This window comes from Cellulophaga geojensis KL-A (assembly GCF_000568425.1).
GTDB lineage: Bacteria > Bacteroidota > Bacteroidia > Flavobacteriales > Flavobacteriaceae > Cellulophaga > Cellulophaga lytica.
The window spans coordinates 1-13,213 of the sequence record NZ_ARZX01000035.1 but is presented as its reverse complement, the minus strand read 5'-3'; the positions used below and the strand labels follow the sequence as shown (position 1 = coordinate 13,213).

At 31.6% G+C, this 13,213-nt stretch carries 12 protein-coding genes and 1 pseudogene; all 13 read right to left on the bottom strand.

Features of this window, described 5'->3' with window-relative positions; all coding sequences use genetic code 11:
* A pseudogene (locus KLA_RS16575) lies at window positions 1-115 on the bottom strand (transposase); the annotation flags it as partial.
* A gap of 85 nt (window positions 116-200) precedes the next feature.
* Window positions 201-1,244 carry a hypothetical protein gene (locus tag KLA_RS16570; RefSeq protein WP_034647169.1) on the bottom strand — a complete coding sequence of 348 codons (1,044 nt, stop codon included), beginning with the start codon at window positions 1,242-1,244 and terminating at the stop codon, window positions 201-203.
* Between the two features lie 174 nt (window positions 1,245-1,418).
* The gene (locus KLA_RS16565) at window positions 1,419-2,369 is read right to left on the bottom strand and encodes a carbon-nitrogen hydrolase family protein (RefSeq protein WP_013620416.1); all 951 of its coding nucleotides are present in this window, start codon (window positions 2,367-2,369) and stop codon (window positions 1,419-1,421) included.
* On the bottom strand, window positions 2,369-3,274 hold the full coding sequence (locus tag KLA_RS16560) for a geranylgeranylglycerol-phosphate geranylgeranyltransferase (protein ID WP_013620417.1): 906 nt from the start codon (window positions 3,272-3,274) through the stop codon (window positions 2,369-2,371). The genes KLA_RS16565 and KLA_RS16560 overlap by 1 nt, the downstream gene beginning before the upstream one ends.
* 21 nt (window positions 3,275-3,295) lie before the next feature.
* On the bottom strand, window positions 3,296-4,231 hold the full coding sequence (locus tag KLA_RS16555; protein ID WP_013620418.1) for a mevalonate kinase: 936 nt from the start codon (window positions 4,229-4,231) through the stop codon (window positions 3,296-3,298).
* A 23-nt stretch (window positions 4,232-4,254) separates the two neighbouring features.
* Entirely contained in the window at window positions 4,255-5,337 is a 1,083-nt protein-coding gene (mvaD, locus tag KLA_RS16550) for a diphosphomevalonate decarboxylase (RefSeq protein ID WP_034647167.1), read from the bottom strand.
* Between the two features lie 74 nt (window positions 5,338-5,411).
* Entirely contained in the window at window positions 5,412-5,954 is a 543-nt protein-coding gene (locus KLA_RS16545) for a DUF1697 domain-containing protein (RefSeq protein ID WP_034647165.1), read from the bottom strand.
* Window positions 5,951-7,231 carry an NAD(P)/FAD-dependent oxidoreductase gene (locus KLA_RS16540; protein WP_034647163.1) on the bottom strand — a complete coding sequence of 427 codons (1,281 nt, stop codon included), beginning with the start codon at window positions 7,229-7,231 and terminating at the stop codon, window positions 5,951-5,953. The genes KLA_RS16545 and KLA_RS16540 overlap by 4 nt, the downstream gene beginning before the upstream one ends.
* The gene (locus KLA_RS16535) at window positions 7,231-7,923 is read right to left on the bottom strand and encodes a glycerophosphodiester phosphodiesterase (RefSeq protein ID WP_034647161.1); all 693 of its coding nucleotides are present in this window, start codon (window positions 7,921-7,923) and stop codon (window positions 7,231-7,233) included. The genes KLA_RS16540 and KLA_RS16535 overlap by 1 nt, the downstream gene beginning before the upstream one ends.
* Before the next feature lie 106 nt (window positions 7,924-8,029).
* Window positions 8,030-9,049 carry a LacI family DNA-binding transcriptional regulator gene (locus KLA_RS16530; protein ID WP_013620423.1) on the bottom strand — a complete coding sequence of 340 codons (1,020 nt, stop codon included), beginning with the start codon at window positions 9,047-9,049 and terminating at the stop codon, window positions 8,030-8,032.
* 125 nt (window positions 9,050-9,174) lie between these two features.
* Window positions 9,175-10,332 carry a tetratricopeptide repeat protein gene (locus KLA_RS16525; RefSeq protein WP_034647158.1) on the bottom strand — a complete coding sequence of 386 codons (1,158 nt, stop codon included), beginning with the start codon at window positions 10,330-10,332 and terminating at the stop codon, window positions 9,175-9,177.
* Window positions 10,325-12,058 (bottom strand): M56 family metallopeptidase, encoded by a 1,734-nt coding sequence (locus KLA_RS16520; protein WP_034647156.1) that lies wholly within the window; start codon window positions 12,056-12,058, stop codon window positions 10,325-10,327. The genes KLA_RS16525 and KLA_RS16520 overlap by 8 nt, the downstream gene beginning before the upstream one ends.
* Before the next feature lie 17 nt (window positions 12,059-12,075).
* The coding region (locus KLA_RS16515; RefSeq protein ID WP_034647154.1) for a M56 family metallopeptidase at window positions 12,076-13,213 on the bottom strand (1,138 nt) is incomplete at its 5' end.

Here is a 13,213-nt window from a genome sequence, read left to right as displayed (position 1 = left end):
TTTCTTCTAATACATTAAAATAAGTTTGTCTTGTAAATACATCTACCCAATAAACAGTAGCAAAGCTTACAAAGTAAGCTGCTGTTGGGTTATTAAATTTGTATTTTCTGCTCATTTTACTTTTATATTGTTTTGTTGCTCTGCTTACTTGTTACGGCACGAGCGTGACGCTCGCGCTAGCGGGAGTTAGCGGGAGTTTTCTAAATTTCCTCAAAAATGCGGAGAGTTTTAGAACTGTCTAAAATGTACAGTTTATCCTCTTTAATTTGTGGCGCTTCTTCAAAGTAAACACCAGGTTCACATTTAGTAGTCCAAAGTATTTCTTTTGTGTTTCTATCAATTACACCTGCTACCATTGGGAACTTACCTAAAACATTTGCTCCCGAAAAGGTGATATAGTCATCATAGAGCCTACTGTGCTTAAAATACCACTCTTGCTCTGTTGATTCATTGTAATCTTTTATGAGTTGAGATTTCTTATTATTAAGATCTAACTTAAATAGGCAGTTTCTAACCAATAGATATGCTTCATCTTCTGATCCTGAGAGATGCCACTTTACATATGCTGACACACCATTTGTAAAATCAAAAATTGGGTTAGAAGATACTTCTTTAATAAAATCATCTATCCTCCAAAGTTCTTTTCCTGTTTCTAAATCAAACGAAATTAATCTAAACCTTCCTATGAATACCAAAAGTTCATTTTTCCATTGGCCTATAGTTTGATATATCCGATTCTTATTTTTCTCTCCGTCTAAACCACTCCATTCATCAAGAGGAATAGAAATTTCAATAATGCTTTTTGTATTAAAGTTATAAACTTTTAAAATCTCAAGATTACGATACTCGCTAAAAATAAACACATCTGTATTTATAAGCCATTTAGCCCAACTATTTTCAAACGTTACAACAATATTGAAGTCTTTATTTAAAATATTTAATGATCTGTCAGAACTTACTTTTTTATTGAGTATTAAATACTCATTATTTACTGAGTTTATAAATCCAGATAAATTATCTATTAAACTGTCACCTAAGAATACGCTAACATTTTTGGAGTTTGAGTTAGATATAATAAAATATTCTTTCCAAAAAAAAGAGTTGCTAAAATCTTTCTTATCTATTGTTATTTGATAGCTATCAAAATCTATTTCCGCTTTTTCTCCTAGAAATCGTATGTTATAAAAACCTCTTTCTGATAATCCATAACCTACACTTTCTTTTTTTTCTATTTCTCTAAACATTCTACTTTACTTTAATGAATCCATATAAGTTAGAATTTGAAAGGTCAGAAACTATATCATCAATGAAATCGTCTACCGTTTCAATTTCATTTCCAAATACTTCTTTAAACCTTGTCTCCCCCGCTAGCGCAAGCATCTTGCTTGTGCCGTTAAATAAATAATTAAACTGAAAAATTAATCTTTAAACGTAACAGTGCTTTGTCGTTCTCTATTTACCTGTAAATTAGTAACATCTGGTCTTGAGTAGTGCCCAACGGGATCAAAATTTTGTCGTTCTTCATACACCCTATTAAAGTCTATTTTTTGACATATTACCCCTTCTTTGTGTAAAATAGGTGCTACTACCCACTCACCATCTGGACCAGCAATACAAGAGCCTCCATTAGCTAAAACATCTGGAGCATTTTCTAAAATTTTACTTAAATGTGGTGTGTTTTTAGGGAAATCTTCTTTTCTCATTAAAGACGATACAGAAATAACATAACTACGAGACTCACGTGCTATAAAACGTGTAATATCTTTGGTATTGTAATCACTACCTGGCCAAACTGCTATATGCAAATTCTCTCCCAAACCATATAATGCTGCTCTTGGTAAAGGCATCCAATTTTCCCAACAATTTAAACCCCCAACCGTAAAGTCTTTTAAAGGGTGTACTTGCAAACCATTACCATCTCCTGGTGCCCAAGTTAAGCGCTCATCATATGTTGGTTGTAATTTTCTGTGTACAGATTTTATTTCACCTTTTTCATTTATGTATACTAAAGAACAATAAATACTGTGTCCGCCTCTATCTTTAGCACGTTCCATAATACCCAAATAAATGGCCATTTTATGAGTTTTAGCTAACGTACATATGCTGTTTAACTCTCCTGCCTCTACTTGTATAGAATTGCGCACATAATGCGCGTGTATTTCTTTATTTACTTTTAAATCCCATGAAGCACCATTGGTGTGCGCCAACCAAAAAGGATAACCAGGTAACAATGCTTCTCCAAAAACTAAAAGCTCTGTTTTTTGTTCTGCGGCTGCAACAATTGTATGTTCAATTTTTTTTAATGTAGCCTCTTTGTCTAGCCAAACCGGAGAAATTTGAGCTAAACCAACTTTTAAAATGTTGTTCATTATAAAATTCTGTTTAGGACGAGATTTATATCGACCAACAAAATACTAAAAACACCGCTTATAATTACAAATTTTAAGATATTATGTAATGTATTGTATTGCTTTTTGGTATCTGATTTCCACAGAAATATTAAAAAAATAATTAATAGTAAAACCGCCAATTTAAAGTAGTAGTGCATATGGCCAACATCAAAATTATAAATAAGTAATAGAGATGGTATTAGGCTACAAACTATTAAAAAAGTAATTGTAATTTTAGATGTTTTTGCGCCGTAAAGTACAGGCACAGTTTTGTAATTTTGCGCTAAATCTCCTGCTATATTTTCCAAATCTTTTATCATTTCTCTTGCTAAAATGAGTAAAAACAAAAATATAGCGTGTACAAATATTACAGGTTCAAAATTTTTATAATACACAAAAACCACAAAAAATGGTGTTATTGCCAATGTAGAAGATATAAAATTACCTAAAAATGGTATTTTTTTTAATTTATGCGAATAAAACCAAATTCCGAAAATATAAGATGAAAAAAAAAGTACCGCTTTAAATGATACGTAGCTGGCAAAAAAAACAGCCAAAAAGTTAAGTACAAAGTAAGTTGTTAATTTGGTACGCTGACTAACCAACCTGTCTAGCATACTTTTTTTGGGCTTATTTATAAGGTCTTTTTCTGAATCATAAAAATTATTAATAATGTAGCCCGATGCTATAACCATTGCTGAGACAAGCACTATTATAAATAAATTAAGATCAAAAACTACTTTACGCAATGGTAAGTTTGGCGCTAGTATATAAATTGATGCCAAATATTGAGCCAAAGCAATTACCAAAATATTGTAACCTCTAACTACAGAAAACAGACTTAAGAACTTTAAAACTATAAGTTTGTTCTTTCTGTTAAGCATAAAATAAATATAATTTTATTTTTAGAAGTTATAGACCACTTCTAGGTTGTAATCTTTTAGTTCTTTACGTGCGCCATCTATATCTTCTGTAAAACCTAAAATATAGCCGCCACCGCCAGAACCACAAAGCTTTAAGTAGTATTTGTTAGTATCTATACCGTGTTTCCATAATTTATGAAACTGAGACGGAATCATTGGTTTAAAATGGTCTAACACAACATGAGATAGTTGCTTTATGTTACCAAATAAAGATTTTACATTACCGTTAATAAAATCTTCTACGCAAGCATCTGTATGTTTAATAAACTGGTCCTTAAGCATATGCCTAAAACCATCTTCTTTCATACGCTCCATAAATATTTGTACCATTGGTGCGGTTTCGCCAATTATACCACTATCTAACAAAAACACTGCTCCTGTACCTTGGTTGTTTTGAGACGGTATGCTTGTAGACTCTATATTGTCTTTAGAGTTTATTAAAATTGGTAAGCTTAAGTAACTATTTAAAGGATCTAAACCAGAAGATTTACCGTGAAAAAAAGATTCCATTTTCCCAAAAACACCTTTTAATACTAATAGCTTATCTTTAGTTAAGTTCTCTAAAACTGTAATTTTATTATGCGCGTATTTATGGTAAATTGCCGCTACTAATGCGCCGCTACTACCAACGCCGTAACCTTGTGGTATAGAGCTATCAAAATACATACCTTGCTCTACATCTGCTTTTAAAGCTTCAATATCAAAAGAAAAACTATCGTCTTCTTTAGATATTTTTTCTAAATACAATGCAAAACGTTGTAAACTTTCGTTAGATTTTTTTGCCTCTTCAGACAACTCATCAGAAGATTTTAATGCTCCTTTAAAGAAATTATAAGGTATAGAAAGTCCTTTAGAATCTTTTATAATTCCGTACTCTCCAAATAATAGAATTTTTGAGTAAAATAAAGGTCCTTTCATTTTAAAAATATCTTATTACTAATTTACAGTTGTTTAGCGCCTAAACCAATTCTATCACAAAGATACTGCTCGTTTTCACAATATGCAACAAGCTCATCTTTAATAAACTGGTACACTACTTCTTTTTCGTTTTCTGGGTACAATACGTGTACGTTTGCACCTGCATCTAAGGTAAAACAAATATTTGACTTATTTATTGCCCTAAATTCCCATATCTTATTGATAATCTGCAAAGTATTGGGTTTCATTAAAATAAAATACGGCATACTTGTCATCATCATAGCGTGCAGCGTTAATGCCTCACTCTCTACAATTTCTACAAATCGTTTTAAATTGCCTTCTTTAAAAACTGTTTGCAACTCGTCTAAATTTGTATGTGCTTGTGCAAAACGCTCTTTAGCAAATGGGTGGTTGTGCATTAAATTATGACCAACTGTACTGCTTACTTGCTTTTGTCCTTTGTCTACTAACAAAATAGTATCATGGTAATTTTTAAAAACCGAATGTACCTCGTTTGGGTACTTAATACCAAACAAATCTGTACTGCCCTTTATATTTGCGTGGTTTCCCCACTGTACCAACGGGCCTTCTATACTACGGCAAGCACTACCAGAGCCTAAACGTGCTAAAAATGATGCTTTGTTATTAAAAAATGCTGTTGTTATAGATGGATTTAATTCTTTCTCTACACTCATTAAACACAATGCCAAAGCAGACATACCACTTGCAGATGAAGCAATACCACTACTGTGCGGAAAAGAGTTTGATGTTTCTATTTTAAAATGATACTCCTTTAAAAACGGAAGATAAGCTTCAATTCTAGTTAAAAAAGTTTCAATTTTAGGTTTAAAATCTTCTTTAGGTTTTCCTTCAAAAAATAAATCGAATGAAAAATTATCAGCCTTACTATCTAACTTTTTATAAGTAACAGAGGTTGTTGTTGCACAAGCATCTAACGTAAAACTAATAGATGGGTTTGCTGGTATTTGGTTTTCTTTTTTACCCCAATACTTTACCAAGGCAATATTACTGGGCGATTTCCATTTTACCGTACCTTCTAAAACTGTATTTGTATAGCTTTTGGGTACAAACTCCTCTTGGGTCATATTTTAAAATTTTAGCAAATATAAAAAGAAAATATCCAGCATATTTGGGTTGTTAGCAATATGAGAGATAAATTTTAAGCTTCTGTATTTTTACTTATTTCTACAAGCTTAGCCATTGTTTTGTAGTTTCTAGTTGTTGCTTGCACACCTAATTTACGTTCAAAAAAATTGTTATTGCATTTTGCCTTACCAAAGCCATTTAAACACAATAAGTACACGCAATTATTGGTTACTACAAATTTTTCTGTAGCATAAGTGCCTTTATTTAGTTCTGCAACAAGTGCGGCACTTGGCGTAGATTTAAGCAATACAAAATAAATTTGCTTTTCATCTTCCTCTGCGTATGGGTGGTTATTAAAAATAGTTTGTAAGGTTGATGAGGCTAATACTAAAACAGGTACATCTAGCTTAAAAGTGTTTAAAATTTGTTTGTGTATTTTTTCTGATAAAACAGTTGCATCAACCTCTTCACTACTAAAAACAATATTACCGCTTTGTATGTAGGTTGTAATATTAGAGAATCCTAATTGTAATAGCATTTGTTTTAAATCTGCCATTACAATTTTATTTTTACCACTAACGTTTATGCCTCTTAAAAGCGCTGTATAAGTTATCATAATTTAGAAATTGCTTGTGCTGCTATAAAACCACCTGTCCACGCGTTCTGAAAATTAAAACCTCCTGTAATGGCGTCTACATTTATAACTTCGCCTGCAAAATATAAGTTTTTTGCCACCTTACTCTCGTATGTTTTAAAATTTACTTCTTTTAAATCTACGCCTCCTGCTGTTACAAATTCTTCTTTAAAAGTGCTTTTTCCGTTTACAGAAAACTCGCTTTCTGTTAATTGGTCTGCTAAATTTTGCAACTGTATTTTGGTAGCTGTAGCCCATTTTACAGTTTCATCTATGTCTGCTGCTTTTACCAAATTTACCCATAAACGCCTAGGGATTTCTAATATTTTGGTACGTAAAATTGTTTTTTTGGGGTCCGTTTCTTTAACCGAGTTTAAATACTCTAAAACTGCACCCGGAACCATATCTGGCAACCAATTTACCTGTACCACAAATTGGTAATTTTTTGCGTGTAATAGCGTTGCTCCCCAAGCAGATAATTTTAAAATTGCAGGTCCGCTCATACCCCAATGCGTTATTAACAAAGGACCCTCTGCCTCTAACAATGGTTTTTTACTAACCGTAGTTTTTATTTTACCAGATACTTTTGTTTTGCCTTTTTTAGAATCAAAAACAGTAACTCTGGCTGTGGTACTCACACCAGGAATACCTGTAATACGACTATCTTTTATATTAAATGTAAAAAGCGATGGTACTGGCGGCACAATTTTATGCCCCAAACCTTCTAATAAATTCCATATTTTAGGATTGCTGCCTGTTGCTACAACTACTTTTTTAGCTTTAAATTCTTTTTTAGGAGTAGTTACTAAAAATCCTTGTTCTGGCTTATTTTTATCTTCATAAGCAATATTAGAAACCGGACAAAGTTTCATTACTTTAATGCCCAAACGTTCTGTTTCATTAATAAAACAGTCTATAATACTTTGTGATGAGTCGCTTTTCGGAAAAATACGGCCGTCTTCTTCTATTTTTAAAGGAACGCCTCTTTCTTCAAAAAAGGCCATAGTATCTCCTGTGCAAAAGCTATGAAAAGGTCCTAAAAGCTCTTTTTCCCCACGTGGATAATTTAGCACCAAGTCTGCCGGATTAAACTCGGCATGGGTTACATTACACCTGCCACCACCAGAAACTTTTACTTTTGCTAAAACTGTTTTACCTCGTTCTAAAATAGCAACTTTTAGGCTACTGTTTTGTTCTGCAATTTGTATTGCTGTAAAAAAACCTGCGGCGCCTCCGCCAATAATAATAACATCAAACATTAGTATACACGTTCTGGATAATTTGTAAATATACCATCTACAAATAAATTTTTTAACCTTACTATATTTTCTGGAGCATTAACAGTATACGTGTACAATTTAAATCCTTGTAATTGTATAGCTTCAACTACATTTTTTGTTACATCTTTTTCATCTGCATTTATACTTACCGCCTTTAATTGTTTTGCCATAGGTAATGCTTGTAACGGATCTTCTTCTGTTAACACACCAATAGCTATTTTGCTATTAATTGTTCTCATTGCTATTAGCTCATCCCAATTAAAGCTAGAAATAAAAAACTGGTCTAATTTCCAGTTTTTAGTATTAATATACTCTTCTAGTATTGTATTTACATCTTTTGCTGTGCCTGCACCTTTTAGCTCCACATTTACAGGAACTTTAGCATTAATAGTATCTAAAACTGTGGTTAGTAGTGGTATTTTATGATTATCTACAAGCGTAAGCTCTTGCAATTGTTGCCACGTATAATCTTCAACCTTGCCTGTACCATTTGTTAGCCTATTGACCTCATCATCATGAAAAACAATAATTTCTCCGCTCTTAATTTTAAAGACATCAATTTCTATCATATCAACCTTTAATTCTAAGGCTTTTTTAACAGATGCCAAGGTATTTTCGGTCTTATGTCCCATGGCACCTCTATGGCCAATAACAAGTATTTTTTTTATCATACATACAAGTATTTATAGTAAAAGTACACAAAGTAAAATTGTAAAAAAACTGCATAAAAAAAGGACTAAAACTTAGCTTTAGCCCTTTACTTTCTGTTTTAAATTCTTAATTTTTAGTAGACTCGCGCTCTACCAATGTAGATTGTAAGACCTCTGTTACATAGGTTTCTTCTTCTTTTTCGCTTTCAATTTTCTCTATTAACATTTTAGAAGCCATTTCTCCCATTTGCTCTCCATGTTGTGCAATTGCTGTTAAACTTGGGTAAGCGTATTTAGATAAATTACCATCTGTAAAGCCAATAAACTCTATATCTTCTGGCACTTTTAATCCTTTTTTAAGCGCTACACGCATACTGTACATTGCAAATAACTCATGCACACACAAAACAGCATCTACCTCTTCTCTATCATAAAAATCACTAATGGCTTTTTCATCCATTTTCATCTGAGGCAAACTTAAAATTAAATTTTCATTTACCTCTAAACCGTGGTCACGTAAAGCATCACAATACCCTTCTGTACGCTGCTTACCAATACTTAAATAATTATCTGTGGTAATTAATGCTATTTTTTTACGTCCGTTTGCTATTAACTTTTTAACTGCTAAGTAAGCACCTTCTCTATCATTAATAATTACTTTATCGCACTTAATTTCATCTGTAACCCTATCAAACATAACCAAAGGAATACCTTGATCTGTAATTTCTTTAAGGTGGTTGTAATCGTTTTTTAATTGTGTTTCTACAGACAAAGACATGATAAAGCCATCTATACTGCCATTGGCAAGCATTTCCATATTTATTACTTCTTTATCAAAAGACTCATCGGACAAACAAACAATAACATTATACCCTTTAGAATTGGCATAACTCTCTATACCACGTACCACAGTTGTAAAAAAATGATGTACAATATCTGGAATAATTACCCCTATATTTTTTGTTCGCTTATTTTTTAAGCTAATTGCAATATTGTTTGGTCTGTAATTGTAAAGTTTTGCATAAGCTTGTATACGCTCTTTAGTATCTCTGCTTATTTCTTCACTATTTTTAAGTGCTTTAGAAACAGTAGATATAGACACTTCTAACTCTCTTGCTATGTGTTTAAGGGTGATAACTTTTTTCAAAATGAACTTTGTTTTTTTCTAACTGATGAATGTACATATAAAAAACAATATTCTAAAATAATAAAAGCAGATTGTGATTTTAAATTTGTCTTAGATTGAAGAAATTAACAATTATCCACCAGAATTTATTCGCCTTTCGCAAAAATCTCACTCTTTAATTCTGAAATTCGTTTTTCTGCAAACACTACAAAATACTGACTATTAGAGCCTTTAGACTCTGATTTCTGCTTTAATTGTGTGTAGTAATTAAGCTTTAACTTGGGATCTTTATAATATTTGTCTGCATAAATACAGGCTTGATACAAATACAATACTTTAGTTGGATTTTCAGTATAAGCCATATTATAATATTTTATTGCCGTTTTATAGTCTTTCTTATTTACAGCAATGCGTGCAGCAACCTCATACTCTTTGTCTAGTTTATAAGAATGTGCTTCTATTGCCCTTTTTATATACACCGTTGCACTATCTAGCTTTTTGTCTTTCATGTACACTTCACTAATCATACGTAAAACTTTTATGTTTTCTAGATCATACTCTAGTAATAACTTATAATTTTCTATAGACTTTTCATAATTTTCTATACTATTATATGCATAGCCTAATCTGTGATATACTTTTTGATCTTTTTTACCTAGGCTTAGTAATTTTTCATAACATTTAATAGATAATTTATAACTACCCATATTGAATAACGCTAATGCCTTTACATTTATAAGTACAGGATCGTTCTCAAAAAAACTTAGTCCTTTATCTGCATATTTTAATGCAAAATGGTTTTCATGTTCACCTACGTAATGTATACTTAAGCGCTGTAATGCTCGTAAATGAGTACTATCTACATCAAGTGTTTTTTTATACCACAGTACACTTTTCTTATCTTCATTTATTGCACTAAAAGATCTTGCTAGGTTATAGCTGTACTCTGGGTTAGTTTTAGATATAGCTACAAGTTTAGCAAAAAGGCTATTTGCTTGTTTAAACTTATTGGTTTTTAAATACAGCTTACCTAAGTTAAACCTAGCAACCAATAAACTTGTATCTTTTGTTACAACACTATTGTATTGAGCAATAGCTTTGTCATAATTACCAATAGCATTATATGCTTTTGCAATTTGAAGATTTGCATTAGTATTATTTATTTTAGCATACTGGTTAATAGCTGCAGTATAGTTACCAGTATTATACAAACTGTCTGCAATTTTAAAAGCCGAGGGTTGCGCCCCAGCTTTTAAAGTTAAAAACAGAACAATTAATTGTATTGCATAAAAAATTTTAGTCATTTTTTTTCTGCAGCTTAAATGTAATTGGCAATGAAAAAGGAACTTTTACGGCTTTTCCTCTTTGCTTACCTGGTGTAACATTTGGTAATTTTTTTATAATATTCAACGCAACTTCTTCTAACCTAACATCTGGTCCACGCATCTGAATTTTACCAATGCTACCGTCCTCCATCATAACAAAACGCACAGATACTCTACCTTGTACTCCTTCTTTTTGTGCAGATTCTGGATAACTAAAATGTTTTCTAATATGTTCATTTATTTTATTATTAAAACAAGCTTTTTTATCTGAAGCATTTTCACAACCTGGAAAAACAGGAACTTCATCTATTACAGAAAAAGGAACTTCTTTTGCATCTTTATACAACCTGTCCTTTTCTTCTTGTTCTTTACGCAGCAATGCTGTTTTTACATCTTTAGTTAGTTTTTCTTTATCAGTCTCTGGCGTTAACCTAAATGTAATTGGCAATGAAAAAGGAACTCTTACTGCTTTTCCCCTTTGCTTACCTGGTTTAAAATTTGGTAATAATTTTATAATACGTATTGCTTCTTCTTCTAGTATTACAGCTGGTCCACGAGTTTGCAACTCACCTATTTTGCCGTCTTCTTGTATAACAAAACGCGAAGAAACTCTACCTTCTATTCCTTTTTCTGCTGCTTCTTTTGGATATGTAAAGTGTTTTCTTATGTGTTTAGTCATTTGCTCATTAAAACAAGCTCTTTTATCTGTTGCATCTTCACAACCAGGAAATACTGGTACATCTTCTATAACTGCAAAAGGCACATCTACTATTACATCTTGTTTAACCGGAGCTTCTTTTACTTCTATAATGTCGTTTTCTTTATCTGTATCTTTTTCTTGACCTTTAGAGGATGTGTAAAAAAGGATACAAACTATGGTTGGTAACAACAACAAATACTTGCTTGCCCATATTTTTTTAGATTGATTTTTTTGTAACATTTTAATTCGTTTTTTAATTAATGATGATGAAAAAAAGTGATTTATAAATGAGATATTTTCTGTTTGAAAAACTTGAGACAACAATAACTCATACTGTTCTTTTCTATGAGTCTTAGCCACTTTAGCGTCTGCAATAAACTCGTGTACTTCTGATATTCTACTTTGATAAATATATACTAGTGGATTAAACCAAAGGGCAATACGCATTACTTCAAAAAACAATAAATCTAACGTATGTTTTTGTTTAATATGTACTAGCTCGTGCGCAATAATATTAGGATACTCTTTAGTCTTTATTTCATCGCCTAGAAAAATGGTTTTAAAGAACGAGAAAGCACTATTACTTTGTTTTAAAATAACCTCAGTAAAATCTGTATAAACTGTTTTTTCTCCTCTTTTACGTAGCTTGTAAAGCTGACGTATTTTAAATAAAAATAAAAAAAGTGCTACTACCACTCCAATACTAAAAAGAATACCATACCAAGGCATTGTTAATTGTTGTGCTACATTGGTATCATTTAAAAGAGCTGTATTTGTTTCTAAATCGTAATTAGAAAACATAAATGGTGTATAAACTGCAACTGCATCTGGCACCTTACTTTTAAATATATCTAAAGCTATTAGCGGCAATAAAAACGATAGCACACACGTACCTAATAAATACAATCTGTTCCATTGAAAAAAGGTTTCTCTTCTTAAAAACACATCATAAATAATTATGAAAACTAACTGAAAAGCAAGACTTTCTATTACGTACTGTACCATCGTTTTTTATATTTTTATTACTGTAATCTAAATGTAATTGGTAATGAAAAAGGAACTTTAACTGGTTTACCATCTTTCATCCCAGGATTCATTTTAGGTAATCTACTAATTATACGAGCAGCTTCCTTTTCTAAAGATTCATCTGGACCACGCATTTGTAAGTTCTTTACAGAGCCATCTTCTTCAATTATAAACCTCATAGATACAACACCTTGTATTTCTTTTTCATGAGCTTCTACTGGATAAGCAAAATGCCTTCTTATGTGTTTGCTCATTTGCTTATTAAAACTTTCAAAAGTGCTTACTCCTTCTTCACTACCAGGAAAACTTGGAAGAATTTCCAATTCAGAAAAAGCTACTAATTCACCATCAACCTTATTAAAAACTTCGGTATTTTTTATTTCTCGATTAAGTGCTAATTCTTTGAGTTCTGAATCTGATGTAGTTTCAAATGAACTTGGCATTTTTAGAGCCGTAATAACAACTTCACTTAACGCAGCTGTTGTATTTACTTCGCTTTTTGCCTCTACCGCATCTATTTTAGCATTGTTCTCTGTTTCACAAGAGGTATAAAATAACATACCTGCAACTAATGGCACCAATGCTAAATATTTTAGCTTTAAAACTTTACCAGATTTTGATTTTTGTAACATAACTATTCGTTTTTTAATTAATGATGATTTATAAAAATGGTTGATGAATGAGATATTTTTTGTCTCAAAAATTTGAGATAATAATAACTCGTATTGTTCTTTTTTACTCGTCTTTTTAACTTTAGAGTCTGCTATAAACTCATGTACTTCTGCTATTCTGTTTTGATAAATATATACTAGTGGATTGAACCAAAGGGCAATGCGCATTACCTCAAAAAATAATAAATCTAAAGTGTGTTTTTGCTTCACATGTACTAACTCGTGCTCTAAAATGCCTTCTTCGTTTTCTTTTGTAACCGCATCGCCCATAAAAACAGTATTGTAAAATGAAAAGGCATTATTGCTTTTAGGGATTGTAATTTTTATATAGTCTGTGAATTTTTGCTTTTCTCCCGCTTGCTTCAATTTTATAATCTGATAAATTTTATAAACAAACAATGCAAATGATATTACTACGCCAATTACAAATACCACTTTAAGCCAAGGAAAACTGCTCTCTGCT